Below are 25603 nucleotides of genomic sequence, written 5' to 3'. Positions count from 1 at the left end.
CGTGACGGCATCGATTCCGCCGCTCCGCCGGCGCGCACGCAGCGTCAGCGCGGAGGTCGCGGCGCACCTGGAGGGTTTGATCACCAGCGGGGAACTGCGGGCCGGGGATCGGCTGCCGCCGGAACGCGACCTGGCGGCCGGCTTGAGCGTGTCGCGATCCTCGTTGCGGCAGGCCATGTTCGAGCTGGAATCCAAGCAGCTCATCGAACGCCGTCAGGGCCGCGGCAGCACCGTCATCGAGAACCCGCGCCGGGCAGGTGATCTCGCGGGCGGGCTCGCGGACCTCGATATCGAGCTCGGCCACGCCATCGAACTCCGCGACCTGGTGGAACCGCGCATCGCCGAACTGGCCGCCCTCCGCGCCGTCGAATCCAACCTGCTGTCCCTCGACGACGTCCTGGCCCGCTCCAGCGACTCACTCTCCCCCGCCGAATCCCTGCGCCTCGACATCGAATTCCACACCCTCCTCGCCCGCGCCGCCCAGAACCCCTTGCTGGTAACCCTCTGCACCATGACCACCGACTGGACCCGCCGCACCCGAGCCCTCTCCCACCGCACCCGCCACGCCCGCGCCCTGTCCATAGACGGCCACCACCGCATCTACACCGCCGTCGCGGCCCACGACGGCCCGGGCGCGGCGGCGGCGATGGAACAGCACCTGCGTGAGGTTCGCGAGGTCAGCCGCCCGCGCCGGTGAGCACCGCTTCGCTCCGGAAGGTGCGGCGATAGGCCAGCGGTGCGACGCCGATCGCCTCGTGCAGATGCTGCCGCAGCGAGGCGCCGGTCGCGAACCCGACCTCACCGGCGATCCGGTCCACGGAAAGCTCTGTGGATTCGAGTAGTTCGCGCGCCCGGAACACGCGCTGCTGGATCAGCCACCGGCCGGGACTCGTCCCGACCTCGTCGCGGAAGCGTCGCGCGAAGGTGCGGCCGCTCATGCGCGCGCGATCGGCGAGGTCGGCCATGGTCAGTGGCCGGTGCAGGTTTTCCAGTGCCCACTGCCGGGCCTCGGCCGTGCCAGCGGCTGTCGGCGGCGGGACCGGCTGCTCGATGAATTGCGCCTGCCCGCCCTCGCGCCACGGCGGGACGACGCACCGCCGCGCGACGGCGTTCGCGACCTCGCTGCCGTGGTCGCCGCGAATCAGGTGCAGGCACAGGTCGACTCCGGCGGACGCGCCCGCGGAGGTCAGGAGGTCGCCGTCATCGACGTAGAGCACGTTGGGGTCGACGCGGATGCCCGGAAAGGCTCGCTGGAAGCGGTCGGCGATGTTCCAGTGGGTGGTGGCGGGCCGGTCGTCGAGCAGTCCGGCCGCGGCGAGCACGACAGCGCCGGTGCAGATGGACACGAGTCGCGTACCGGGACGGATCGACGCCAGCGCCGCCGAAACCTCGTGCGGCAGTCCCTGTTCCAGGATCGGATTCACATCGCACGGCGGAATCACCACGGTGTCCGCGTTTTCCAGCACGCGCGCGTCGTGCGCCACCGCGATATCGAAGTCCGAGCTGCTGCGCACCGGTCGACCGTCGAGCGAGCAGGTGATCACCCGGTACCGCCCGTCCGCGGTCCCGAACACCCGGTTCGGGATGCCGAGCTCGAACGGATACACCCCGTCGAGCGCCAGCACCACCACGGTGTGCGGCCGAGCAACCTCCGACTCCATGGCACGATCCTATCGAATAATGGCGATCATGCCATTTCCCGGGCCCGCCCCTGACGGCAGGCTGAGAGGCATGAGCGACAAGGACTACACCCTCCCCACCACCATGACGGCCATCGGACAGGACGTGCTCGGCGGACCCGAGGTCCTGCACGAGGTGAAAATGCCGGTGCCCCAGCCCGGTCCGAGCGAGCTGCTGGTCCGGGTTCGCGCCACCGCGCTGAACCCGACCGACTGGGGGCACCGTGCCCGCGCGGGCCTGTTCCTGCCCGCACCCCCGTTCGTGCTGGGCTGGGACGTCTCGGGCGAGGTGGTCGCCACCGGTGTCGGCGTCACCCTGTTCGAGCCCGGTGACGAGGTGTTCGGCATGCTGCCGTACCCGCACGGGCACGGCGCGGCGGCCGAATTCGTCACCGCACCGGCCCGCGCCTTCGCCCGCAAGCCCGCCAATCTGGGGCACCCGGAGGCGGCCGCGATCCCGCTGGCCGCACTGACCGCCTATCAAGCCCTGGTCGACACCGCGAATGTCGTGGCCGGGCAGCGGGTCCTGATCCACGCCGCCGCCGGGGGCGTGGGCCACTTCGCCGTACAGATCGCCAAGGCCCGCGGCGCGCACGTGATCGGCACCGCGAGCGCGGCCAATCACGATTTCCTGCGGAGCATCGGCGCGGACGAGGTACTCGACTACCGCACCACCGATTTCGCCGAGACGCTGCGCGATATCGACGTGGTTCTCGACCCCATCGACGCCGACCACGCGCTGCGCTCACTGCGGACCCTGCGCCCCGGCGGTCTCGTGGTCACGTTGCGCGCCTTGGGCACCGACCATCTGAAGGCCGCGGCCGAGGAACTCGGCGTCCGGGCCGCGGTCATGCTGGTCGAGGCTGATCACACGGGCATGAACGCGCTGCGCGAGCTCGCCGAGACCGGTGCGTTGCGGCCCGCCCTCGCGGGAGTGTTCCCGCTCGCCGAGGCCGCCGCGGCGCACGCCCTGGGCGAAACCGGCCACACCGTCGGCAAATTGGTTCTCACCGTGGACTGACGGCGCGCGACGCGCACCGGCTGTCGCGAGACGGCCGGTGCGGCACCGCCCTACGGCTCGAACAGGTCCATCTGCGGTTCGTGCCGCCGCACCTCGATCGAACCGAAGACCAGGTCCGGGGGCGGGACCAAGCCCAGGTGCTCCCAGGCGGCGGCGGTGGCGATGCGGCCGCGGGGTGTGCGGGCCACCAAACCTGCTCGCACCAGGAACGGTTCGCAGACTTCCTCGACCGTGGTCGCTTCCTCGCCGACAGCGACGGCCAGGGTGGACACGCCGACCGGGCCGCCGTTGAAGCTGCGGATCAGGGCGCTCAGGACGGCGCGGTCCAGGCGGTCGAGGCCGAGGGAGTCGACGTCGTACACCGCGAGTGCGGCGTGGGCGATTTCGGGAGTGACGAGGCCGTCGGCCTTGACTTCCGCGTAGTCGCGCACGCGGCGCAACAGGCGGTTCGCGATACGCGGCGTGCCACGGGAACGTCCGGCGATCTCGGCGGCCGCGTCGGATTCCAGGCGTACGCCCAGGATTCGGGCCGAGCGTTCGAGGATCTGCTGCAGTTCGAGCGGCTCGTAGAAGTCCATGTGGCCGGTGAAACCGAACCGATCGCGCAGCGGGCCGGTCAGCGCGCCCGAGCGGGTGGTCGCGCCGACCAGGGTGAACGGGGCGATGTCGAGGGGAATCGAGGTGGCGCCGGGGCCTTTGCCGACCACCACGTCGACGCGGAAGTCCTCCATCGCGAGGTACAGCATTTCCTCGGCGGGGCGCGCCATGCGGTGGATCTCGTCGATGAACAGGACGTCGCCCTCGACCAGGTTGCTGAGCATGGCGGCGAGGTCGCCGGCGCGTTCCAGGGCGGGGCCGGAGGTGAGGCGCAGGGCGGTGCCGAGTTCACCGGCGATGATCATGGCCATACTCGTCTTGCCCAGCCCCGGTGGGCCCGACAGCAAGACGTGGTCGGGGGTGCCGCCGCGCAGTTTCGCGCCGCGCAGCACCAGGGCCAGCTGTTCGCGCACCCGCGGCTGGCCGATGAAGTCGTCGAGCGACTTCGGGCGCAGGCTGGCCTCGATCTCGCCGTCGGACTGCAGATAGCTCGCGGTGACGCTGGATTCGTCCGCGTCGAAGCCCGCGTCGTCGAAGTCGTCGAAATCCTCTGCCATGACCGGTTATCGATTCTTGCCGAGCAGGCCCAGCGCCGTGCGCAGCGCCTGGGAGGTGCCGATGCCGGGTTCGTCGGCGAGCACCGCGTCGACGGCACCCTCGGCCTGCCGGGCCGGGAAGCCGAGACCGATGAGCGCGTCCACCACCTGCTCACGCACCGGCGTGACCATGGGCGCGGGACCCGATCCGGGCGGACCGGACTGCACCGGAACCAGATTCACCTTGTCGCGCAGCTCCACCACCATGCGCTCGGCGCCGCGCTTGCCGACGCCGGGCACCCGGGTCAGCGCGGTCACGTTCGATTCCGCGAGCGCCTTGCGCAGCGCCTCGGGCTCCAGCACCGCGAGCACCGCCATGGCCAGCTTCGGGCCGACGCCGGACACGGTCTGCAACAGCCCGAACAACTCTCGCGCCTCGGTGTCGGCGAAGCCGAACAGCGTCATGGAGTCCTCGCGCACGATCATGGTCGTGTAGAGGCGGGAATCCTCGCCGCGGGTCAATCCGGCCAGGGTCGCCGGGGTGGCGTTGAGCCGGTAGCCGACTCCCGCCGCCTCGATCACCACATGGTCGAGCCCGATCTCGAGCACCTCGCCGCGCACCGACGCGATCACCGCGTTACCGCCTTCCGATTCGGAGATTCACCACGCTGGGAACCAGCACCGCGCTGGCCGTCTCCGCTGCGCGGAGGGCGGCCGTTACCGCGTTGCTGGGCAAGCCTTTCCTCGTACAGCCGCCGCTGCTTCTCGGCCATCGCCTCCGCCTTGGCCATGCGATCCAGCATGGGCGCACGCCAGCAATGGCAGATGGCCAGGGCGAGCGCGTCGGCGGCGTCGGCGGGTTTCGGTGCGACGGACAGCCCGAGGATACGGGTCACCATCGCGGTCACTTGCGCCTTGTCCGCCGAACCGTTGCCGGTGACCGCGGCTTTCACCTGCGACGGGGTGTGGAAGTGCACCGGGATCCCGCGGCGCGCGGCCGCGAGGGCGATCACGCCGCCCGCCTGCGCGGTGGCCATGGCGGTGCGGACATTGTTCTGGGAGAAGACCCGTTCGATGGCGACGACTTCGGGCCGGTGATTGTCCATCCAGGCCTCGGCGGCGTCGGAGACCCGCAGAAGCCGTTGCGCCAGATCCATTTCCGGTGGGGTGCGCACCACGCCGACCTCCAGCATGGACACCTGCCGGCCGAGAGCTCCGACCACCATGGACAGACCGCACCGGGTGAGCCCGGGGTCGACGCCCATCACCCGCACCGAAACCCCTCTCACCGTGAACGAACAACTGTTCGAGAGTCTAACGGACCACCGCCGCGACATTGTCCATCGACACGGCCGGTCGGGGGCCGGATCCAGCGCTCACACCGCGAAGACGCGACGCGGGCCGCCTCCCGGAAGGGAAGCGGCCCGCGTCGTGAGAGCCGATGCCGGTTCGTGAGAGCGGACGCTAGGCGTCGAGCTCGGCCAGCACCTCGTCGCTGATGTCGACATTGGTGTAGACGTTCTGGACGTCGTCGCTGTCCTCGAGCGCGTCGACCAGCTTGAACACCTTGCGGGCCAGGTCCACGTCCGCGGGCACGGTCACCGACGGCTGGAAGCCGGACTCGGCGGAGGTGTAGTCGATCCCGGCCTTCTGCAGCGCGGAACGCACCGCGATCATGTCGCCCGGCTCGGAGATCACCTCGAACTCGTCGCCCAGGTCGTTGATCTCCTCGGCGCCCGCGTCGAGCACCACATCGAGGATGTCGTCCTCGGACTGCCCGGCCTTGTCCAGCACCACGACACCCTTGCGGGAGAACAGGTACGACACCGAACCGACGTCGGCCATATTGCCACCGTTGCGGGTGACGGCCAGACGCACCTCGCCGGCCGCGCGGTTGCGGTTGTCGGTGAGGCATTCGATCAGCAGGGCGACACCACTGGGGCCGTAGCCCTCGTACATGATGGTCTGCCAGTCCGCGCCGCCCGCCTCTTCACCGCCGCCACGCTTGCGCGCGCGCTCGATGTTGTCGTTGGGCACCGACGACTTCTTCGCCTTCTGGATGGCGTCGTACAGCGTCGGGTTGCCGTCCGGGTCACTACCACCGGTGCGGGCCGCCACCTCGATGTTCTTGATCAACTTGGCGAAGAGCTTGCCGCGCTTCGCGTCGATCCCGGCCTTCTTGTGCTTGGTGGTGGCCCATTTGGAGTGGCCGCTCATTCCCTACTTCCTCGTTTCAGGGGGCTGAATGGTTTCCGACATTCGAGCGTACGTCAGACCCCGGCGCGCGGACGCACCGCGGTGTCGACGAACAGCCTGTGGACCCGCAGATCACCGGTTACCTCCGGATGGAAGGACGTGGCGATGACATTGCCCTGCCGCACCGCCACGATCCGGCCCGCGGCCGGACCCGACGGCACCCGCGCCAGCACCTCGACGCCGTCACCGGCCCGCTCCACCCACGGCGCGCGGATGAACACCGCCCGCACCGGTCCGTCGGTGAGGCCCGCGAAATCCAGATCGGTCTCGAAGGAATCGACCTGACGACCGAAGGCATTGCGGCGCACCGTCATATCGATGCCGTGCAGCGCCTGCATGTCCGGGCGGGTGTCGAGCACCTCCGAGGCCAGCAGGATCATGCCCGCGCACGACCCGTAGGCGGGCAGGCCGTCGCGCAGCCGCTGCCGCAGCGGCTCCAGCAGCTCGAAGACTTCCAGCAGTTTGCTGATGGTGGTGGATTCGCCACCGGGGATGACCAGTCCGTCGACGGCGGCGAGCTCGGATTCCCGGCGCACCGGGACCGCCTCCGCACCACAGGCCTCGAGAGCGTGCAGATGTTCGCGCACATCGCCCTGCAGGGCCAGCACACCAATCGTCGGTTTCACGCCGTCGAGCATACGTTTGCCGGAGTGTGTGGCCCTGCTCACCCAGGGCGTCAGGGTTCCGTCAGGACGCGTGTCCACCGGGGATTTCGGGTGAACACTCGCGAATGTGACCGATGTACTTCCGCAAACCTCGCCCGGGCCGCGCGGCGGAGACCACTCCCCCTCCGCGCAGCCCGGGCTGACCGAATCCCGCTCCGGGCAGCCGACGTCGCGGCCCGGGCAGACCTCATCGCACCATCGGCAGGCGCGGCCTTCCCTCCTGCGTTCCCCGTCCTCGAACAGCCGGACGCGATCCCGGCGTGGTCCGAGTCGGTCCAGGTACGGGGTTACCCGGCCCCGGCACGGGCTGACGGTGGCTACAGGGCTGGCCGGGCTCTCGCTCGACGCGATGGCCTCGGTCGCCTACGGACCGGAGGCGATCGTGCTGGTCCTGGCCGCCGCGGGTGCGGCCGGACTGGGCTTCACGGTGCCGGTCACGCTGGCGATCGTGGTGCTGCTGGCGGTCCTGATCGCCTCCTACCGGCAGGTCATCGCGGCCTTCCCGAACGGCGGCGGCGCGTACGCGGTGGCGAAGGCACGGCTCGGGCGGCGGACCAGTCTGGTGGCCGCGGCGTCACTGATCGTGGACTACGTGCTGAACGTCGCGGTGTCCATCGCCGCGGGTGTGGCCGCACTGACATCGGCGTTCCCACAGCTGTTCCCCTACACGGTCTGGATCTGCCTGGCGGTGCTGGCGGGCATCACGGTGCTCAATCTGTACGGCATCCGCGAGAGCGCCCGCGCCTTCATGGCCCCGACCGCGGTGTTCGTGCTGGGCATCCTCACCGTGATCGTCGCCGGGCTGCTGCGCTCGGAACCGGCGACCGTCGCCACCGGCGTGGCCGTCTCCGAGAACGCGCGCACCATCGGAATCCTATTGCTGCTCAAGGCGTTCTCCAGCGGCTGTGCGGCGCTGACCGGTGTCGAGGCCATCGCCAACGCGGTACCCACCTTCGCCGAGCCCAAGGTCAAGCGCGCGCAGCGGGCCGAGGTGGCGCTCGGCGCGCTGCTCGGCGTCATGTTGATCGGACTGGCCGCCCTGATCGGCAAGTTCGCGATTCACCCGATCGAGGGCACCACCGTCCTGTCACAGCTGACCGAAGCCGCGCTCGGTCACGGCATCGCCTACTACATCGTGCAGTTCGCGACGGTGATCCTGCTGGCTCTGGCCGCCAACACCTCCTACGGCGGCCTGCCGACACTGACCAAGATCCTCGCCGACGACAACAGCCTGCCGCACCGGTTCGCGGTGAGCTCGCAGCGGCAGGTGTACCGCTTCGGTGTGCTCACGCTGGGCATCTCGTCGGCGGTGCTGCTGGTCGGCTCCGGCGGCGATATGAACGCGCTGGTGCCGCTGTTCGCGATCGGCGTGTTCGTGGGCTTCACCATCGCCCAGGCCGGGATGGTCCGGCACTGGCTGGCGGTGCGTGGCCCGGGCCGGCAGTGGCGTGCCGTCCTCAACGGTTTCGGCGCGGCGCTCACCTTCGTGGCGCTGATCGTCACCACCGCAATGAAATTCACCGAGGGCGCGTGGCTGATCGTGGTGGTGCTGCCGCTGCTGGTGGCCGCCATGGAACGGATTCGAACCATCTACACCCGCATCGACGGCTGCCGGGGCGCGGGCTGCGTGCCCGCCGAGCCGAAGGCCACCGAGACCGCGATCGTGGTGCCGGTGTCGGAGGTGTCGGAGCTCAGCCGGGAGGCGCTCTCGGCGGCGATGTCGCTGGGCCGGGACGTGACCGCGGTGCACGTGTGCCTGCCGGGCGAGAACATCACCGTCTTCACCAAGGAATGGGAGACCTGGCATCCGGACGTGCGCCTGGTCCTGCTCGAGGACGGCGATTCGACCGTCGGCGGCCCGGTGGCGCGCTACGTCGCCGACCATTTCGCCGGGCGCCGCAAGGTGGTGGTGATCGCGGAGGTCGAGCCGCCCGCCGGATGGAATCACGTGCTGCCCAGCCATCGCAGCGACGAGCTGGAACGGGTGCTGCGCAAGATGAACGACACCGTCGTGTGTCACCTGCGGGTGCAGACCGCCTGATCGCGAAACAACGAGCGCGCCGCCGGATTCCACCGGCGGCGCGCTCGATTCGTTTGTCGCTCAGGCGGTTCCGGGCGGGTACGACTGCGCCTGCGGATCCTTCAGGGTGCGGGTCAGCCCCTCCTGCATGACGACCGCCACCAGTTCCCCGGCCTGGTTCCAGATCCGGCCGCCGGTCAGCGCCCGGCCCGCGCCCGCCGACGGCGACTGCTGGTCGTAGAGCAGCCAGTCGTCGGCGCGGAACGGGCGCAGGAACCACATGGCGTGGTCGAGCGAGGCGTTCTGGGTGGGCTCGTCGGGGTGGATGACCTTCGAGGAGCCGAGCAGGGTCATATCGCTCATGTAGGCGAGCGTGCACACGTGGAACAGCGGGTCGTCGGGCAGCGGGTGCCGGTAGCGGAACCACACCTGCTGCTGGGCGGCCAGGCCGCCACGGCGGTCCACCTCGTCCTGCGGGATGGTGCGGATGTCCCAGTGCTCCCATTCGCGCATGGCCCACAGCCGTTCCGGGCTCATGGACTCCTTGGCGTCGGGCAGGTCCGCGGGCGGCGGGACGTTGGGCATCTGATCCTGATGCTCGGGCCCCTCGTCGCCCACATGGAACGAAGCCGACATGGTGAAGATGGCCTCGCCGTTCTGCACCCCGGTCACCCGGCGGGTGCAGAAGGAGCGGCCCTCACGGATGCGTTCCACCATGTAGACGGTGGGCCGCTCCGGGTTACCGGGCCGCAGGAAGTACCCGTGCAGCGAATGCACCTGATAGTGCGGATCCACCGTGCGGACGGCCGCCACCAGCGCCTGTCCGGCCACCTGCCCGCCGAATGTGCGGGGCAGCTGCGTCTTGATGGACGCGCCGCGGAAGATGTCGCGTTCGAGTTGCTCTATTTCGAGCGCCTCTTCGATCGTCGCCATGCACCCGTCCCTTCGCGTTTGTCCCGCTCAGGCTAACAACCGGAGCAATCTATCACTTTATGTACGATCGTTTCTGATACGATAGAATCATGTCCCGGAAGCGCCGCCTCCTGATCGCCGCGAGTTGCGTTGCCGCCCTGCTGTTGTCGGCGGGCGGATGCGTCGTCGTGCAGCACGACTTCGACATTCGCACCGAACAGGTCACCATCACCGGCGGAGCACACCCCCTGCACGGCACCCTGGCGCTACCCGAAAAGGGTGACGGCCCCTTCGGACTCGTGGTTTTCGTCCACGGCGACGGGGTGGCCACCGCCGACCGCGACGAGTTCTACCGGCCGATCTGGGAGAGCTTCGCCGAGGCCGGATACGCGTCGCTGGCGTGGGACAAGCCCGGGGTGAACGGCGCGCCCGGGAACTGGCTGGACCAGACCATGCACGACCGGGCCGTCGAGACCGAAGCGGCCATCGCCTGGTCACGCGGACGCCCCGAGATCGACGCGCAGCGCATCGGCCTGTGGGGCATCAGCCAAGCCGGATGGGTGCTGCCCGAGGTCGCGGCCCGGCACCCGGAACTGCGGTTCATGATCCTCGCCGGTCCGGCGATCAACTGGATCCGGCAGGGCGAATACAACCTGCGCGCCGAGCTGGATCAGCGCAACGCCTCCGCGGACGAGCTCGCCGACCAGCTGCGGCGACGCGAGAACGATCTGACCCTGTTGCGCGAGGGTGCCGACTATCCCCGATATCGCACGGCCACAACGGATTCCCCGCCGATGTCCGAGGATCGGTGGCGGTTCGTCGGCAAGAACTACCTCGCCGATATCACCGAAGCCCTGCCACGGGTGCGCGTTCCGACGCTGCTGGCACTGGGCGAGCGCGATCTCCATGTCGACGTCGCCGAGACCGCGCGCGTGTACCGCGAGTCGATGCCCGCGAGCCTGCTCACGGTGCGCACCTATCCCGACGCCTCGCACAACATCGTCACGTTCGAGCTGGACAAGCCCGACAGCGTCCGGTCCTTCCTGGTCGCCCTGTTCGCGCCCCGATCCCTGTACGCCCCCGGCTATCTCGACGCGCTGCGCGACTTCGCCGCCGATCCTTCGAAACACTGAACCACCGAGTCACGGGAGCACCGCCATGAAAGTCCTCGCCCTGGGCGCGGCCGGCGCGATGGGAGCCGCCGCCGTCGAGACCGCCGCCACCCTCCTCGGCGTCGAGCACATCGTGATCGCCGATCGCGACGGCGACGCGGCCGCCGCCACCGCCCGGCGGTTCGCCGCGGCGCGGGTACCGGTCGCCGCGCGCACCGTCGATGTCACCGACGCGGCCACCCTGCGCGACGCGCTGTCCCGAGCGGACCTGGTGCTCAACACCGTCGGCCCCTACTACCGTTTCGGCCGCACCGTGCTGAGCGCGGCCATCGACACCGGCACGCACTATCTCGACATCTGCGACGACTGGGAACCGACGCTCGACATGCTCGGGCTCGACGACGCGGCGCGCGAGGCCGGGGTGTGCGCGATCGTGGGCATGGGAGCCAGCCCCGGGATCAGCAACCTGCTGGCCGCGCTGGCGGCGGCCGAGCTCGACACCGTCCACGACGCGTATACCGCGTGGCCGGTGGATGTTCCGGGCGCGGGCGAGGACGAGTCGCTGCTCACCGGCGGGCAGCCGACCGCCGCGGCCGTGCACTGGATGCGGCAGAGCAGCGGCACCATCGCGGCGGTGACAGCGGGACGTCTGGTCTCCCAGCGCCCGCTGCGCCCGGTCGAGCTCACCCTGCCCGGCGGGCGGCGCGGCACCGCCTACACCGTCGGCCATCCCGAGCCGATCACCTTGCAGCGCAGCCTGAAACCGGTCGGCGACGCCGCCAATCTGATGGTGGTGACGCCCACGACGCTGGCCTACCTGGACATGCTGCGCCGCGACATCGACGCCGGGAAGCTCACCAACGAAGCCGCCGCACGAGAACTCGCGCGCCCGTCGCTGGGCCGGATCGCCCGCTCGGTGCCCACCGCGCTGCGCACCAGAGGGCCGGGCAATCTGCCGCCCTTCTTCGCCACCGTCTCGGGCCGGCGCGCCGGTCGCGAGCACCGGGTGCTGGCGCACCTGGGCCCGAACGCCGCCGGCGGTCTCGATAAGCTGTTCGCCGATATGGCGCGAGCGACCGGGATCCCGTTGGCACTGGGCATGTCCCAGGTCATCGACGGCTGTGCCCGCCGCCCGGGCGTGCACCCGCCGGAGGCCGTCATCGACGCGCCCCGCTTCTTCGCCGATCTGGGACGCGAATTCGGCGGCGCGTCACCGGTGGTCATCGAGCAGGAACCGGCCGGACAGTGAGGTTTACACAGTGGACGACCTGATTCCGGCCACCGAGATTCCCACCCGGTCGCTCGTGGAGAGCATGATCCGCGAGGACGCCACCATCGACGCCGGCGAACTCTACGATGTCGCGGCCGCGCTCGGCATGACCGATCAGCAGGTTCGGTTGTGCATCAAGAGGGTTGTCGCCGAAGGGCTGTTCACGCACGAGGGTCGCGGCCGCAAGGCGCTCCTGCGCGCCACCGAGGACACCCGCGCGGTGCTCGCACCCGAGCTCGAGTACCTGCGACTGATGTACGCGCAGGACCGCGGGCGGGCCGGCTGGGACGGCGTCTGGCACGTGGCGGCGTTCGCGGTGCCCGAGACCGACCGGACGGCACGCGATGCCATGCGCAACACCATCGTCGAACTCGGCGGCGCGCCGATCCAGGGCGGCCTGTACGCCTCGGCGCACCCGTGGGAGGAACGAATCCGTTCGGCAGCAGGCGAACTCGGTATCGCAGGCTCCCTCACCACCTTCTCCACCCGCGACCTGACCGTCGGCGAATCCACCGCGGCACGTGAGCTGGCAGCCCACCTGTGGCCGCTCGACCGGCTCGCGGCCTGCCACGAACGCCTCCTCGGCATCGCCGAACACGTGCGCTCGACCCTCCCGACCGCGCAGGAGACCGAACGCGTCACCCTCGCCATCACCCTGGCGGCCGAATTCGACCGCGCCCACAATCCGGACCCGCTGCTACCGCCCGAACTGCTCCCCCAGCCCTGGATCGGCGCGGCCGCGCGCGCGGTGGTCGCCGAATGCTGGGCAGCCCTGGACGCCGCTCCCCTGCCGCCGATCCGCCTGTTCCGCTGGTACGCGGACGCGGTCTCGGAGATCACCGACACAACACCCCGCCGCTGAACGAACCGGCGACCGAGCGCACGGCTCGGCACAATGCGCACACCTCGCATTCAGTGACTCCCACACAACGGCCGCCGTGAGCACCCCATCACCACCGCGCCCGCCGTGCTCGGTGCTCGGCGGCGCCGAGAAGGGCCCCAGTGCAACGGGATCGGCCCTGACGCCAGTGCGCAGGTTCGCGCCAGGGGAGCTCGCCGATCACGGTGGGAGCCGTCCGGGGGTCGCGCCCGATGACGGGGCAGGCCGCGGGCGGCGCCCAGGCCATGAGGTGGTCGGTGGCCGTTGCCCCCACGGGCGTCGGGTGCGAGACCTCCCGCAAGATGGTGCAGTGCCCGATTTCACTGCCCTCGCTCCGGACGCGCTGCTCGAGCTGATCGCCGAGCGGGCCGGGGCGCTGCCGGGATACGCGGTGGTGGCGGTGGACGGTGCGGATGCCGCCGAGCCGCTGCGGGTGGCGAGTGGCGTTGCCGACGTGCTGCGGACGCGCGGGCGTCCGGCCGAGGTGATTTCTCTGCACGACTTCGTGCGACCGGCGTCGGTGCGGCTGGAATACGACCGGGACAGTGAATTCACCTATCGAACAGGGTGGTTCGACTATGCCGCCGTGAATCGCGAAGTCGTGAAATCGCTTCGGGACAGCGGGCGATTCCTGCCCGCGTTGTGGAACGAGCGCACCGACCGGTCGGCCCGCGCCCGGATTCGGGACGCCGCCGGCTCGACGGTGTTGTTCGTCGCCGGGCCCATGCTCCTCGGGCGGGGACTGGACTTCGATCTGACTGTCTTCCTGCGCATGTCGGAGGGGGCGCTGCGGCGGCGGACCGATCCGGAGCAGGCGTTCACCGTGGACGGCCTGGTGGAATATCAGCGCGAGCACACCGAGCGACCGGACATTCTCGTCGCCTGGGACCACCCCGACCGCCCGGCCGTGCATGCCGGGTAGGTCCGGGCGCGGTCGAAGAGTCTCAGGCGGCCCCGGTTTCGAGCAATATCCTGGCGCGATCCAGCCCTGAGACCTCCGCGGTCATCGTCTTCTGGACCGGGCCGCTCATGAGCTTCTTCAGGCCGGACAACTGCGCCGACAGCGAGAAGGTCACCTCGGTGGCGGCGTCTCCCACCGGCACGAATGTGTAGCTGACAGTGGGCCGCAGCGGTCCGGCGATGCCGTGCAGCACCACCGCCCGGTTCGGCAGGTACTCGGTGATCTCGACATCGGCGGGGATACCGCGCCCGCCCGGCCCGGAGACGGTCTGGCGATAGATGGTGCCCACGGCCGGCACGCCCTCGGCGGTGATCTCCTTGACGCCGCTGCGCCACCGCGCGCTGTTGGTGGTGTCGGCGAAGAACGCGAAGACCTGGTCGATCGGGCGGGCAATGGTCACCGTGCGGGTCGCGGTGGGCATGACGGTCCTTTCCCCGGGGTGTGCGGAGCGATGCTGGCGTTCATGACACCAGCAACCGGACCGTCAGGCCACGACCGTCGCGGTGTGTCTCACCACTGCCGATGCCGGGCGTCGAAGGTGTCGGTCGGATACTCCTCGGCCGCGGGGGCGCTCCCGGCGCGGCGCGCGGGCCAGAACCGGCTGGCGTACTGCCCGCGGATGCGGCTCAGATCCGGCTCGTCGATCTCGGTGATCCCGACCTGGAACAGCAGGATCATGGTCGCCATGCTGACCGCGATGATCAACGGCGTCAGCAGCTGCGCGGGCTGCGCCCCCGACGGCGCCTGCATGTGCGCCGCCATGTGCGCGTGCATCGAGAACATCCCCGTGTAGTGCATGCCGCATACCGCGACCCCCATGATGAGCGCGGCGCTGACCGTGGAGATGATGCCGTTCACGTGCAGCGTGAACCAGAGCGCCGCGATGGCCGCGACCACCGCGATCACGATGGACAGCAACACCACCCACGGGTCGTACGCCACCATCGCGTCGGTCTTCATCGCGTACATCCCCGAGTAGTGCATCGCCCCCACCCCGAGCCCCGTGATGGTCCCGCCGGTGATCAGCGCGAACGCCTGCCCGTGCTGATGCACCACGATGTAGAGCCCCAGCCACACCACCCCCATCGCGATGGCGGCACTGAGCAGTGTGATCGGCACGTTGTACCGAATAGTGCTGTCCTGCACCGAGAACCCCAGCATCGCGATGAAATGCATGACCCAGATCCCGGTCCCCCCGAGCGCGATCGCCCCGGTGATGATCCACCCGCCGTGCCCCTGCTGATTCCGCGCCCGCACCATGCACCGCAGGGCCAGCAACGAGCCGGTAACGGACATGACATAGGCCAGGACGGGTGTCAGCCAGCCATAGGTGAAATGGTCGATCGCCAGCATGCGGGCTCCTTGCCAGAAACACGATATTTGACTGTTCACCGGTGACTCAGCCGAACACTAGCCACGAAACACCAGGTAGTAAATTTGCCGAACCCCACTGCCCGAAAAGCGATCACAGTTTGCCGGCCGGTATGCACGCAGGTAGCCACCGGTATGGACACCCCCACGCCCCGCCACGCTCCACGTCTGCCGCCCTTGACAGCTAGCACCCACCCCGCAAACTCAATAGGGCCGAAAGTCCCTCGCGCACAATGAAAAACCGCCGGGTGGTCACGAAAACCACCCGGCGGTGTGAATCAGACTGCGGCCGAATCGATTACCGGCCGCGCTCGGCGAGGATTACCAGCCGCGCTCGGCGAGGCGGTGGGGCTGGGGGATCTCCTCGACGTTGATGCCGACCATGGCCTCGCCCAGGCCGCGCGAGACCTTGGCCAGGACGTCGGGGTCGTCGTGGAAGGTGGTGGCCTTGACGATGGCGGCGGCGCGCTCGGCCGGGTTGCCGGACTTGAAGATGCCGGAGCCGACGAAGACGCCCTCGGCGCCGAGCTGCATCATCATGGCGGCGTCGGCGGGGGTGGCGATGCCACCGGCGGTGAACATCACGACGGGCAGCTTGCCGGTCTCGGCGACCTCGCACACCAGCTCGTAGGGGGCCTGCAGTTCCTTGGCGGCCACGTACAGCTCGTCCTTGGACAGCGAGGTCAGGCGGCGGATCTCGGCGCGGATCGTGCGCATGTGGGTGGTGGCGTTGGAGACGTCGCCGGTGCCGGCCTCACCCTTGGAGCGGATCATGGCCGCGCCCTCGGTGATACGGCGCAGCGCTTCGCCCAGGTTGGTGGCGCCACACACGAACGGGACGGTGAAGGCGAACTTGTCGATGTGGTTGGCGTAGTCCGCGGGGGTCAGCACCTCGGACTCGTCGATGTAGTCGACACCGAGCGACTGCAGGATCTGCGCCTCGACGAAGTGGCCGATCCGAGCCTTGGCCATGACCGGGATGGAGACGGCGTTGATGATGCCGTCGATCATGTCCGGATCCGACATGCGGGACACGCCACCCTGAGCACGGATGTCGGCCGGGACCCGCTCGAGCGCCATGACGGCGACCGCGCCGGCGTCCTCGGCGATCTTGGCCTGCTCCGGCGTGACGACATCCATGATCACACCGCCCTTCAGCATCTCGGCCATGCCGCGCTTGACGCGGGCGGTACCGATGGTGGGCGTGGTGTCGGGCGTGGTCACGGCAAACTCCTGGGTCATGTGGGCCAATCGGATCGTTTGAATTCGAACACCGGCTCGGAATCGAACACCACGATTCTAGGCTGCGGGTTCAGGCCACTTCATAGCCAGTCCGACACGACTGGACTGCCCACCTGCACCGGAATGACGGGCGTCACAATTCCGGGGCTACCGCGTCGCAAATACTCGTTTACCCGAACACGCCCCGCCCGCCAGGATCGACGGCGATGACAAGTGAATCGCACGAGGTCCGCGCGCTGCTCGCCGCGAACGGTGTGAGCGGCCCGGCACACACACTGCGCCGGATCGCCGACACCCTCCCCGTCGATGAAATGGCCTCGATCACAGCCGAATTGGCGGACCGCACAAAGCCGACGGCACCCCGGACTCGGGGGACGATCGCACTCCGCCCGACCCCGACCAGGTCCTGGCCGATTTCGTCGCCGCCACCCGGCACACCTGGCAGCTGGGCTCCCGGGCCCGGTGAATTCACCGGGCCCGGTGCGCAGCTCGTTCTTCGGCTGAGCGCTCGAGACCGGTGAGCGCTCAGCCCAGCTGAAAGAAGTAGCGGCTGGTGGGGACGAGGTCCAGGTTCAGGTGCGCCCCGAACCGGACCACGCTCTCCATCATGGCCGTGACCCGGCGCTGCAGTTCGGCATCGTCGCCGCCGCTGCCGTAGAAAGCGTGCGCGCTGGTCATGGCGGCCATCGGGAACAATTCCTCGACGAGCGCGTCGACCTGCTTGCCCTCGGTGACGGCCTGGGCGACGGTGTTCTGCACGTAGCCGAAGGTGTCCTGGGTCTCGATGGCCACCGGGGTGTGCAGGACGTGCCAGTTGTGCAGCCACTCCTCGCGGGTGAGGTTCTCGGGGATGCGCAGGATGGCGATATTGGCCAGTGCGTCGGTGCGCTCGCCGTCGGCGACCTCGGGCGGTTCGATCGGGCGGCGCTCGTGCACGACCCACCCGTTGACGTCGTCGGCCACCGCCCGCATCACGGCCGTCACGGCCTCGTGGTCACCCTCGGTCCACACGCTGACGATGGCGTCGATCGGCGCGTCATAGGTGGTGTGCCGCACCTGGGCGGCCTCCACATCGGCGTCCCGGACGTTCACCTGCAAGGCGCTGACCCCCAGCCCGGTCAGCTCTTTGCGCAGCTGCTCGCCCCGCAGCCGCTCCCCCAGATCCGCACCCCACAACGCGTACATCAACTTCATGCCGTAAGTCCTTGCCACAGATCACCATTGATCGGCCCACCGTAACCGCGGATCGGCTCCGGCGGACGAGTTCGCGCTCGCGGTCCCACCCAGCGGACGCGCCCGGGGTCAGCGGATGGAGCGGACTTCGGGATCGGTGTCGGAGTCGGCGGCGGTGATCGCCTCGGCGAGCAGGTGATCGAGGTGGTACGGATACACGGTTTCGCCCGAGTGGTCGAGGTGGGCGATGTCGGTGGGGGTGCACCACTTGTTGCCGGTGATGGAGCGGCGTTCGATGAAGTTCAGGTTGGTGGGGACCGGGTCGAAACTCTTGGCGCGCAGGGCGAAGAAGAGTTCCTCCGAGCGGATCAGCTCACCGTTGAACGGGAACACCGCGACGCGCCGCCACAGCGGACCGCGCAGCGCCGACGAGTCGGCGGCGTGACCGGTCTCCTCGTAGAGTTCGCGGATCGCGGCCTCACGCAACGTCTCCCCCGGATCGACGCCGCCGCCGATGGTGAACCAGAACGGCACATCCGGGATCTTCGGGTCGACGCCCTGCAACAGCAGGACCCGATCCTGCTCGTCGATCAGCACCACGCGGGCCGAGGTCCGGACGGTGTCGACCTCGAGGCCGGTCGAGGCGGCCGCGGTGACCCGTTCGGCGATCTCGAAGTACACCGGCAGCGGCGCGGTACCGCCGAGGTGCAGCCACCGGACCAGGCGGCGGGTGCGCAGGGCGAGGGTGTCGCGGACGGCGTCGTTGTGGAAGCGGCGGGCGATGAGCACCCGCGCCTCGGCGTCGGCCAGCTCGGCCACCAACTGCGGCGGCAGCAACGCGATGTCGACCGCGGACAGCGCCGCGGCGAGCTGATTCTCGACGGTCTCCCGGTCGCGCCAGTTGGAGCGTTCGGCGCGGTCGGCCAGCGCGGTCAGCCGGCGGGCCTGCTCGACCAGCGCCGGATCGTAGAGACCGGCCAGCGTGGTCGCCACCGACCGCGCGACGACCGCGCGCCGGGCCAGCGCCGCGTCCAGCGCGTGGCGGGCCTGGTCGGTGCGCACGTGCAGGCGGTCGAGGCGGTTGGCGGTGGTGTACGCCCAGACCGCGGCCGCGATGACGGCCGCCGCGACGAGCGCGAGAACCAGAATGGTCGTCGCGGAGAAAGTGATCATCCGGCGGTCCTGACGCGCACGTCACCGACGGTGACGGTCTCGTACACCCGCAGGATCTGCTCGGCCACGACCGGCCAATCGTATTCGCCGACAACCTGATTGGCGGTGCGGATGTACTCCTCGCGCCGCTCGTCGTCGGTGAGCATGGCGCTGATCGCCGCCGACAGCCGCGCGGAGTCGCCGACCGGCACCAGCATGCCCGCGGTGCCGTCGCGCAGCACCCGGCGGAAGGCGTCCAGATCGCTGGCCACCACGGCGGTCCCGGCGGCCATGGCCTCCACCAGCACGATGCCGAAGCTCTCCCCGCCCAGGTTGGGCGCGACGTACACGTCGGCACTGCGCATGGCCGAGGCCTTCTCCGCATCGGTGACCTGCCCCAGGAACCGCAGATGACCCGCGTTCTCCCCGGCCTCACGGCGCAACCGGTCCTCGTCACCGCGCCCGACGATCAGGATCTCCACGTCGGGATGCTCGCGGACCAGCTCGGGCAGCGCGCCCAGCAGGACCTCCATGCCCTTGCGCGGCTCGTCGAACCGGCCCAGGAACAGCACCGACTTGCCGGGCTTCGGATAGCCGTCCAGCAGCGGCGCGTGCGCGAACGCGGGCACGTCGACCCCATTGGGGATCTCGACCGCGTCGCCGCCGAGCGCCTCCACCTGCCAGCGCCGCGCCAGCTCGCTCACCGCGATCCGGCCACTGATCTTCTCGTGGTACGGCCGCAGCACGCCCTGGAAAGTACTCAGCACCAGCGATTTCGTGGTCGAGGTGTGGAAGGTGGCCACGATCGGCCCCTCCGCGATCTTCAACGCGAGCATGGACAGGCTGGGCGCGTTGGGTTCGTGGATGTGCAGGACATCGAAGTCGTTGTCGGCGATCCAGCGCCGGATGCGGGTGTAGGCGGTGGGCCCGAAGGACAGTCGCGCGACCGACCCGTTGTAGGGGATCGCGACCGCTTTACCGGCGGAGACCACGAAGTCGGGCAGCGGCGTGTCGTCGGCGGCGGGCGCGAGCACGCTCACCTTGTGGCCGCGCTCGATGAGCACCTGCGCCAGCTCCACGACATGCGACTGCACCCCGCCCGGAACGTCGAACGAGTACGGGCAGACCATGCCGATCTTCATAGTGCCCCTGTCCCCGGCTCCTCGGAGCCAAACGCCTGCTGCTCCCGAGAGCCCAGCGCCTGCTGCGCGGCCGCGATGCGATCCAGCCTGGCCTGCGATAAATCACTCTTCCACACCGGCTGCAACATGTGCCAGTCGGCCGGATGGGCGGCGATATTGGCCGCGAACACATCGGTCAGCGCCTGGGTGGCGGGGGCCATGCCGCCCGCCAGATCGAGGGCCTCGAACACCTGCATGCCCCAGCCTTCACGGCCGGCGGCGTCGACGGTGAACCAGCAGTGCACCGGCAGCAGCGCGGCCCCCGTGTCCTGGGCGAGCTTGGCCGCGCCCGCGGGCAACCAGCTGTCCTCGCCGAAGAACGTGACCGGCACGCCCTTGCCGGTGATGTCGCGTTCCCCCATCAGGCACACGATCTTGTTGTCCCGCAACCGATCCGCCAGCTGCGGGAACGGCGGCTGCTCACCGCCGGTCAGCGGGAACACCTCGAAGCCGAGGCTCTCGCGGTATTCGACGAACCGCTCGAACAGCGACTCCGGCTTCAAACGCTCGGCGACCGTGGAGAACTGGCCGTAGTTCTGGACCAGCCAGACCCCCGCCATGTCCCAGTTGCCCGAATGCGGCAGCACCAGCAGCACGCCCTTGCCGCGGGCCAGCGCGGCGTCGACGTGCTCGATGCCCTCCACGCGCAGCGACTTGCCCAGCGCCACGTGGTCCATCGACGGCAGCCGGAACGCCTCACGCCAGTAGCGGGCATACGAGCGCATGCTGTCGCGGATCAGGCTGTCCGGCACCAGGTCCGGCGTGGTGCCCAGCACCCGCGCCAGGTTCTTGCGGAGCTGGTTCGGATTGCCCCGGCGCGCGGCCTTGTTCGCCTTGCGGGCGGCGAGATCCGCGCCCCGGTCGAACAGGCGGCGCGCGGTGCGTTCGGGCAGAGCTCGGACCAGCCGCCATCCGGCCGCGTATGCCTTGTCGGTCATCGCGGACGTGAAATCGGTTGTCACCGCTGCGGTTCCTCCGGGGACTGCGCCGCGGGGGCGATGATGTCGCGGGCGCCGGGCGAATTGCGAACCGCCAGCACCCGCTGGAAGACGGTGACGATGCTGAGCACGGCCAGGATGTACATAGCGACATAGACCGCGTACGACAGCCATTCGATGCCGAAATAGCCGCCGATACCGGTCAATCCGGCGCCGACCAGCACGATGACCAGACGGTCGGGCCGCTCGATCAGGCCGCCGTCCGCCGAGAGCCCGCTGGCCTCCGCGCGCGCCTTGGCGTAGGAGATGACCTGCGAGGTCACCAGCACCACCAGCGTCGCCACGAACAGGTGCTTCGAGTGCTCGGTGTACACCGCCCACCAGGCCAGCGCCGCGAAGATGGCGCCGTCGGCCACGCGGTCACACGTGGCGTCCAGCACCGCACCGTATTTCGTGCCGCCGCCGCGCGCGCGGGCCATGGCGCCGTCCAGCATGTCGAACATGACGAACAGCCAGATCACCATGGTTCCCCAGAACAGGTGATCGGTCGGGAACAGCGTCACCGCCGCGGCGATCGAGGCGGTGGTGCCGATGAGCGTCATGGCGTCGGGGGTCAGCCCCGTGCTCACCAGCGCTTTGCCCAGGGGCGCGGTCGCTTTGGCGAACGTCTCGCGACCGAAGAAGCTCAGCACGCTACAAACTCCCGGCCACTACCGCTCATACGGGGCCCTTCGGGCATGAGCGGGGGCCCTCCATGGTCACGCTTCGCTACCGCTTCCGGGCCTGACCCGCTCATGCCGTATCCGCTTCCTTCCACGCCTGTGCCAGCAGCGCCCGGGTCTCCCGGAGCAGCTGCGGCATCACCTTCACTCCGCCGACGACGGTAATGAAGTTCGCGTCCCCACTCCAGCGCGGCACGATATGTTGATGCAGATGATCGGCGAGTGAACCCCCGGCAACGCCACCGAGATTCAGCCCGACATTGAAGCCCTCGGGCCGCGACACCTGCTTCATCACCCGGATCGCCTGCTGGGTGAACGCCATCAGCTCGGCGCTCTCCGCGGCGGTCAGGTCCTCCAGGTTGGCGACGCGACGGTAGGGCACCACCATCATGTGGCCGGGGTTGTACGGGTACAGATTCAGCACCGCGTACACCGATTCACCGCGCGCGATGATCAGCCCGTCCTCGTCCGACATCTCGGGGATGTCGGTGAAGGGGTGCCCGGTCTTCTTGGGCGCGTCGGCTTTCGGCTCGGTCGCGGTGTCGCGATCCTCGGCCTCGCCGGTGATGTAGGACATCCGGTACGGGGTCCACAACCGCTGCAGGCGATCCGGATCTCCCGCACCGGTGTCCACGATCTGCTCGGGCACGGGTACGAATGCTTCGCTCATCGACCCGCCTTGCGGATCTCGAAGCCCTCCGCGGTCGGCGAGCTGTTCTCCCGCCGCTGCACCCAGTCCACGACGGTGGCGACCGCGTCGGCCACCGGCACACCGTTGACCTGGGTGCCGTCGCGGAAGCGGAAGCTGACCGCGTCACCCTCCACGTCGCGCGCGCCGGCCAGCAGCATGAACGGCACCTTCTGCGCGGTCTGGTTGAAGATCTTCTTCTGCATGCGGTCGTCGCTGCGGTCGAGCTCGGCGCGAATCCCGTTGTCCTGCAACTGCTCGATCACCTTGTCCAGGTGCTCGGCGAAGGCCTCGGCGACCGGGATGCCGACGACCTGCACCGGCGACAGCCACGCCGGGAACGCGCCCGCGTAGTGCTCGGTGAGCACGCCGAAGAAGCGCTCGATGGAACCGAACAACGCGCGGTGGATCATGACCGGGCGGTGCTTGGCGCCGTCGGAGCCGGTGTACTCGAGCTCGAAGCGCTCGGGCAGGTTGAAGTCGAGCTGGATGGTCGACATCTGCCAGGTGCGGCCCAGGGCGTCCTTGGCCTGCACGGAGATCTTCGGGCCGTAGAACGCGGCGCCGCCCGGATCCGGGACCAGCTCCAGACCGGAGTCGGTGGCCACCTTCCGCAGGGTCTCGGTGGCCTCCTCCCACAGCTCGTCGGAGCCGACGAACTTCTTCGGGTCCTTGGTCGAGAGCTCCAGGTAGAAGTCGTCGAGGCCGTAGTCTCGCAGCAGCGAGAGCACGAACTGCAGCGTGGAGGTGAGCTCCGCGTGCATCTGCTCCTTGGTGCAGTAGATGTGCGCGTCGTCCTGCGTCATGCCGCGCACCCGGGTCAGGCCGTGCACGACGCCGGACTTCTCGTAGCGGTAGACCGAGCCGAATTCGAACATGCGCAGCGGCAGTTCACGGTAGGAGCGCCCGCGCGACCGGAAGATCAGGTTGTGCATCGGGCAGTTCATCGGCTTGACGTAGTAGTCCTGGCCGGGCTTGCGCACGGTGCCGTCCTCGTTGAGTTCGGCGTCCAGGTGCATGGCCGGGAACATGCCCTCGCGGTACCAGTCCAGGTGGCCGGAAACCTCGAAGAGGTGCCCCTTGGTGATGTGCGGGGTGTTGACGAACTCGTAGCCGGCGGCGGTGTGGCGGCGACGCGAGTAGTCCTCGAGCTCCTTGCGGATGATGCCGCCCTTGGGGTGGAACACCGGCAGGCCCGAGCCCAGCTCATCGGGGAAGGAGAACAGGTCCAGTTCCAGGCCGAGCTTGCGGTGGTCGCGCTTCTCGGCCTCTTCCAGCAGGCGCAGGTGCTCGTCCTGGGCCTCGGTGGACTCCCAGGCGGTGCCGTAGATGCGCTGCAGGTCCTCGCGGGACTGGTCACCGCGCCAGTAGGCGGCCGAGGAGCGGGTCAGTTTGAACGCGGGGATGTACTTGGTGGTCGGCAGGTGCGGGCCGCGGCACAGGTCGCCCCAGATCTTCTCGCCGCTGCGCGGGTCCAGGTTGTCGTAGATGGTCAGCTCTTTGCCGCCGACCTCCATGACCTCCGGATCGTCGATGCCCGACTTGTCGGAGATGAGCTCGAGCTTGAACGGCTCCTTGGCCAGTTCGACCCGGGCCTCGTCGATCTCGACCACCCGGCGCGAAAACCGCTGCGCGCCTTTGATGATCTTCTTCATCCGGGACTCCAGCTTGGCCAGATCCTCCGGGGTGAAGGGACGGTCGACCTGGAAGTCGTAGTAGAAGCCGTCCTTGATGTACGGGCCGATGCCCAGCTTGGCCTCGGGGAACTCCTGCTGCACGGCCTGGGCCAGCACGTGCGCGGCCGAATGCCGGATCACATTGCGGCCGTCCGGCGAATCGGCGGTCACGACCTCCACCTCGGTGTCCAGCTCCGGCACCCAGGTCAGATCCTTCAACGCGCCGTCCGCGTCCCGCACCACGAGCACCGCGCCCGGGCCCTTGCTCGGCAGGTCCGCCTCGCGCACCGCGGCCCCGGCGGTAGTCCCAGCCGTGACCCGGACGCGGGCGGCTGGGGTCTGCTGGGGTGAGGTGGTCACGGCTGGACACTCCTAGGCGTTTCACGGCGGCGATCCATCCGCCGTACAGGTTGGACATGACGACCGGGCACCCCCCTCGTGAAGGGCAGAGCCCCGGCGGCCACCACTCTATCGGCACGGTTGTCCCCGCGCGCCGATGGACCACCCCTGCGCCCCAGGGTGTTCGGCCCCGTACACGCCGTCAGCCGCGCGCGGCGACCTCGGCGAGCAGCACCTCGCGCTCCGCGGCGGGGCGTTTGGGGCAGCTGGTGCACATGGTGCAGCCGGGAACCTCGAAGACCAGGCAGCAGGAAATGCGGCGGACGAAGGTGCGGCCGCCGACGTCCTGGAATCGGGGTACGGGCAGGCGTCCGGCCACGTCGCGGGCCAGCCGCGCACCCGCTTCCTCGGCTCCGATGTCGAGGGCCCGGTTGCCGATGGCATCGGCCACGATCGCCCACAGTGCGGCCACGCCCGCACCGGACACCTCGGCGACCACCGGGATCACCCGGGAGAGGGTGTGGCGCAGCGCGTGCCCGACAGATGCTGTCGCGCAGCCGCTTTCGGGCCCCGAGACGCAGCCTCCGAGGTCGGTGGAGCGAACTTCGGGCTCGGTGTCACCGGTGGGCGCGGGCGTCAGCGGATCCACGATCGACGCGGCGGCCATGTCCGGGGCGGTCGCCGCGTCCGATCCGAGGGCGATCAGGCGGGCGGCGATCCGGTAGCCGTGCGGTTCGCCCAGCACACGCTCGACGCCGCCGTCCGGCCGGATCTCGAGGACGATGTGCTCGAGTGCGGGGTCGAACGCGGGCGCATCGCTGGCGATCGCCGCGACGATCGGGTCCACCAGGGACGACGCGGCCATGCACCACCACAGGGTGCCCGAGACCCGCGAGTCGGCAGTCCCCCACGAGATCCCCATGTCGGCGATCCGTTCGGCCAGCCACTCCGGGCGTAGCAGCTCGGTGCCCGGCACTAGGGCCTGTGAAACGGGGGGCTGCGCAACCATTTCCATTCGACTCCGATCCGGCCGTTCACGGTGATTACTACCCACGATGTCACGTTTGGACGCCGAAGTGGACCGCTCCCCCGCGACCCTCCCGCGCACCCGATCAACCCGCGATTCCGCGAGGCGCGCTCAGCGTACGGCGCGCGTGCCGAACCGCCCGGCAGACGCGCCAGGCGAACCCGCCCGAGGACGGTGCGGCGTCC

Annotated in this window: 25 protein-coding genes; 7 read left to right on the top strand and 18 right to left on the bottom strand. The window is 69.5% G+C overall.

The window, feature by feature from the left end; translation table 11 throughout:
• Window position 1: 1 nt before the first annotated feature.
• A complete protein-coding gene (locus ACFRAQ_RS11465) occupies window positions 2-697 on the top strand; it encodes a FadR/GntR family transcriptional regulator (RefSeq protein ID WP_379097562.1) in 696 nt (231 codons plus the stop codon).
• Here ACFRAQ_RS11465 and ACFRAQ_RS11460 read toward each other — a convergent pair.
• Entirely contained in the window at window positions 678-1661 is a 984-nt protein-coding gene (locus ACFRAQ_RS11460) for a GlxA family transcriptional regulator (protein WP_379097559.1), read from the bottom strand. The genes ACFRAQ_RS11465 and ACFRAQ_RS11460 overlap by 20 nt on opposite strands.
• Window positions 1662-1731: 70 nt before the next feature.
• Between ACFRAQ_RS11460 and ACFRAQ_RS11455 the strand changes: the two genes are divergently transcribed.
• A complete protein-coding gene (locus ACFRAQ_RS11455) occupies window positions 1732-2700 on the top strand; it encodes an NADP-dependent oxidoreductase (RefSeq protein ID WP_379097556.1) in 969 nt (322 codons plus the stop codon).
• A 50-nt stretch (window positions 2701-2750) separates the two neighbouring features.
• On the opposite strand, the gene ruvB is transcribed toward ACFRAQ_RS11455, so the two are convergent.
• The 5 genes from ruvB to pdxT form a co-directional block, all read right to left on the bottom strand.
• Entirely contained in the window at window positions 2751-3854 is a 1104-nt protein-coding gene (ruvB, locus tag ACFRAQ_RS11450) for a Holliday junction branch migration DNA helicase RuvB (protein ID WP_379097554.1), read from the bottom strand.
• A 6-nt stretch (window positions 3855-3860) separates the two neighbouring features.
• Window positions 3861-4466 carry a Holliday junction branch migration protein RuvA gene (gene ruvA, locus ACFRAQ_RS11445; protein ID WP_357083645.1) on the bottom strand — a complete coding sequence of 202 codons (606 nt, stop codon included), beginning with the start codon at window positions 4464-4466 and terminating at the stop codon, window positions 3861-3863.
• Window positions 4463-5107: a crossover junction endodeoxyribonuclease RuvC gene (gene ruvC / locus ACFRAQ_RS11440; RefSeq protein ID WP_379097549.1), complete on the bottom strand. Its 645-nt coding sequence runs from the start codon at window positions 5105-5107 to the stop codon at window positions 4463-4465. The genes ruvA and ruvC overlap by 4 nt, the downstream gene beginning before the upstream one ends.
• 190 nt (window positions 5108-5297) lie before the next feature.
• A complete protein-coding gene (locus tag ACFRAQ_RS11435; protein WP_357285273.1) occupies window positions 5298-6050 on the bottom strand; it encodes a YebC/PmpR family DNA-binding transcriptional regulator in 753 nt (250 codons plus the stop codon).
• 53 nt (window positions 6051-6103) lie between these two features.
• Window positions 6104-6727: a pyridoxal 5'-phosphate synthase glutaminase subunit PdxT gene (pdxT, locus tag ACFRAQ_RS11430; protein WP_357285655.1), complete on the bottom strand. Its 624-nt coding sequence runs from the start codon at window positions 6725-6727 to the stop codon at window positions 6104-6106.
• A 376-nt stretch (window positions 6728-7103) separates the two neighbouring features.
• Between pdxT and ACFRAQ_RS11425 the strand changes: the two genes are divergently transcribed.
• Entirely contained in the window at window positions 7104-8795 is a 1692-nt protein-coding gene (locus ACFRAQ_RS11425) for an APC family permease (RefSeq protein WP_379100217.1), read from the top strand.
• Between the two features lie 60 nt (window positions 8796-8855).
• On the opposite strand, the gene ACFRAQ_RS11420 is transcribed toward ACFRAQ_RS11425, so the two are convergent.
• The gene (locus tag ACFRAQ_RS11420) at window positions 8856-9707 is read right to left on the bottom strand and encodes an acyl-CoA thioesterase (RefSeq protein WP_379097545.1); all 852 of its coding nucleotides are present in this window, start codon (window positions 9705-9707) and stop codon (window positions 8856-8858) included.
• An 89-nt stretch (window positions 9708-9796) separates the two neighbouring features.
• On the opposite strand from ACFRAQ_RS11420, the gene ACFRAQ_RS11415 reads away from it, so the two are divergent.
• The 4 genes from ACFRAQ_RS11415 to ACFRAQ_RS11400 all read left to right on the top strand — a co-directional run bounded on the left by ACFRAQ_RS11415 (window position 9797) and on the right by ACFRAQ_RS11400 (window position 13870).
• Entirely contained in the window at window positions 9797-10819 is a 1023-nt protein-coding gene (locus tag ACFRAQ_RS11415; RefSeq protein WP_379097542.1) for an alpha/beta hydrolase family protein, read from the top strand.
• 25 nt (window positions 10820-10844) lie between these two features.
• A complete protein-coding gene (locus ACFRAQ_RS11410; RefSeq protein WP_379097539.1) occupies window positions 10845-12047 on the top strand; it encodes a saccharopine dehydrogenase family protein in 1203 nt (400 codons plus the stop codon).
• A 64-nt stretch (window positions 12048-12111) separates the two neighbouring features.
• A complete protein-coding gene (locus tag ACFRAQ_RS11405) occupies window positions 12112-12930 on the top strand; it encodes a PaaX family transcriptional regulator C-terminal domain-containing protein (RefSeq protein ID WP_379100215.1) in 819 nt (272 codons plus the stop codon).
• A 328-nt stretch (window positions 12931-13258) separates the two neighbouring features.
• Entirely contained in the window at window positions 13259-13870 is a 612-nt protein-coding gene (locus tag ACFRAQ_RS11400) for a hypothetical protein (RefSeq protein WP_379097536.1), read from the top strand.
• 22 nt (window positions 13871-13892) lie between these two features.
• Here ACFRAQ_RS11400 and ACFRAQ_RS11395 read toward each other — a convergent pair whose 3' ends face one another.
• The 11 genes from ACFRAQ_RS11395 to ACFRAQ_RS11345 form a co-directional block, all read right to left on the bottom strand.
• Window positions 13893-14330: an SRPBCC family protein gene (locus ACFRAQ_RS11395; protein WP_379097534.1), complete on the bottom strand. Its 438-nt coding sequence runs from the start codon at window positions 14328-14330 to the stop codon at window positions 13893-13895.
• A gap of 89 nt (window positions 14331-14419) precedes the next feature.
• Window positions 14420-15262 carry an MHYT domain-containing protein gene (locus ACFRAQ_RS11390; RefSeq protein ID WP_379097531.1) on the bottom strand — a complete coding sequence of 281 codons (843 nt, stop codon included), beginning with the start codon at window positions 15260-15262 and terminating at the stop codon, window positions 14420-14422.
• 339 nt (window positions 15263-15601) lie between these two features.
• Window positions 15602-16504: a pyridoxal 5'-phosphate synthase lyase subunit PdxS gene (pdxS, locus tag ACFRAQ_RS11385; protein WP_033089600.1), complete on the bottom strand. Its 903-nt coding sequence runs from the start codon at window positions 16502-16504 to the stop codon at window positions 15602-15604.
• A gap of 543 nt (window positions 16505-17047) precedes the next feature.
• A complete protein-coding gene (locus ACFRAQ_RS11380; RefSeq protein ID WP_379097526.1) occupies window positions 17048-17716 on the bottom strand; it encodes a hypothetical protein in 669 nt (222 codons plus the stop codon).
• A 108-nt stretch (window positions 17717-17824) separates the two neighbouring features.
• A complete protein-coding gene (locus tag ACFRAQ_RS11375) occupies window positions 17825-18865 on the bottom strand; it encodes an NUDIX hydrolase (RefSeq protein WP_379100213.1) in 1041 nt (346 codons plus the stop codon).
• Complete coding sequence (locus ACFRAQ_RS11370; RefSeq protein ID WP_357285291.1) at window positions 18865-19989, bottom strand: glycosyltransferase family 4 protein; 1125 nt, start codon at window positions 19987-19989, stop codon at window positions 18865-18867. Before ACFRAQ_RS11370 ends, ACFRAQ_RS11375 begins: the two co-directional genes overlap by 1 nt.
• Window positions 19986-20966: a phosphatidylinositol mannoside acyltransferase gene (locus ACFRAQ_RS11365; protein WP_379100211.1), complete on the bottom strand. Its 981-nt coding sequence runs from the start codon at window positions 20964-20966 to the stop codon at window positions 19986-19988. Before ACFRAQ_RS11365 ends, ACFRAQ_RS11370 begins: the two co-directional genes overlap by 4 nt.
• Before the next feature lie 20 nt (window positions 20967-20986).
• The gene (pgsA, locus tag ACFRAQ_RS11360) at window positions 20987-21658 is read right to left on the bottom strand and encodes a phosphatidylinositol phosphate synthase (RefSeq protein ID WP_379097522.1); all 672 of its coding nucleotides are present in this window, start codon (window positions 21656-21658) and stop codon (window positions 20987-20989) included.
• A 100-nt stretch (window positions 21659-21758) separates the two neighbouring features.
• A complete protein-coding gene (locus tag ACFRAQ_RS11355; RefSeq protein WP_379097519.1) occupies window positions 21759-22358 on the bottom strand; it encodes an HIT family protein in 600 nt (199 codons plus the stop codon).
• Window positions 22355-24412 (bottom strand): threonine--tRNA ligase, encoded by a 2058-nt coding sequence (gene thrS / locus ACFRAQ_RS11350; protein ID WP_379097516.1) that lies wholly within the window; start codon window positions 24410-24412, stop codon window positions 22355-22357. The genes ACFRAQ_RS11355 and thrS overlap by 4 nt, the downstream gene beginning before the upstream one ends.
• Before the next feature lie 181 nt (window positions 24413-24593).
• Window positions 24594-25367: a (2Fe-2S)-binding protein gene (locus ACFRAQ_RS11345; RefSeq protein ID WP_379097513.1), complete on the bottom strand. Its 774-nt coding sequence runs from the start codon at window positions 25365-25367 to the stop codon at window positions 24594-24596.
• Window positions 25368-25603: the final 236 nt, after the last annotated feature.

It is taken from the genome of Nocardia sp. NPDC056611, from assembly GCF_042792755.1.
Lineage (GTDB): Bacteria > Actinomycetota > Actinomycetes > Mycobacteriales > Mycobacteriaceae > Nocardia.
The sequence above is the reverse complement of the archived record's forward strand: the minus strand, read 5'-3'. Positions and strand labels throughout refer to the sequence as shown.

Coding starts and splice junctions, on each gene's coding strand:
- ACFRAQ_RS11370 (WP_357285291.1), bottom strand. CDS start 19,989: ATGAAGATCGGCATGGTCTGCCCGTACTCGTTCGACGTTCCGGGCGGG.
- ACFRAQ_RS11365 (WP_379100211.1), bottom strand. CDS start 20,966: ATGACCGACAAGGCATACGCGGCCGGATGGCGGCTGGTCCGAGCTCTG.
- pdxT (WP_357285655.1), bottom strand. CDS start 6,727: ATGCTCGACGGCGTGAAACCGACGATTGGTGTGCTGGCCCTGCAGGGC.
- ACFRAQ_RS11395 (WP_379097534.1), bottom strand. CDS start 14,330: ATGCCCACCGCGACCCGCACGGTGACCATTGCCCGCCCGATCGACCAG.
- ACFRAQ_RS11405 (WP_379100215.1), top strand. CDS start 12,112: ATGATCCGCGAGGACGCCACCATCGACGCCGGCGAACTCTACGATGTC.
- ACFRAQ_RS11425 (WP_379100217.1), top strand. CDS start 7,104: ATGGCCTCGGTCGCCTACGGACCGGAGGCGATCGTGCTGGTCCTGGCC.
- ACFRAQ_RS11390 (WP_379097531.1), bottom strand. CDS start 15,262: ATGCTGGCGATCGACCATTTCACCTATGGCTGGCTGACACCCGTCCTG.
- ruvB (WP_379097554.1), bottom strand. CDS start 3,854: ATGGCAGAGGATTTCGACGACTTCGACGACGCGGGCTTCGACGCGGAC.
- ACFRAQ_RS11415 (WP_379097542.1), top strand. CDS start 9,797: ATGTCCCGGAAGCGCCGCCTCCTGATCGCCGCGAGTTGCGTTGCCGCC.
- ACFRAQ_RS11410 (WP_379097539.1), top strand. CDS start 10,845: ATGAAAGTCCTCGCCCTGGGCGCGGCCGGCGCGATGGGAGCCGCCGCC.
- ACFRAQ_RS11420 (WP_379097545.1), bottom strand. CDS start 9,707: ATGGCGACGATCGAAGAGGCGCTCGAAATAGAGCAACTCGAACGCGAC.
- ACFRAQ_RS11455 (WP_379097556.1), top strand. CDS start 1,732: ATGAGCGACAAGGACTACACCCTCCCCACCACCATGACGGCCATCGGA.
- ACFRAQ_RS11460 (WP_379097559.1), bottom strand. CDS start 1,661: ATGGAGTCGGAGGTTGCTCGGCCGCACACCGTGGTGGTGCTGGCGCTC.
- ACFRAQ_RS11355 (WP_379097519.1), bottom strand. CDS start 22,358: ATGAGCGAAGCATTCGTACCCGTGCCCGAGCAGATCGTGGACACCGGT.
- ACFRAQ_RS11380 (WP_379097526.1), bottom strand. CDS start 17,716: ATGAAGTTGATGTACGCGTTGTGGGGTGCGGATCTGGGGGAGCGGCTG.
- ACFRAQ_RS11435 (WP_357285273.1), bottom strand. CDS start 6,050: ATGAGCGGCCACTCCAAATGGGCCACCACCAAGCACAAGAAGGCCGGG.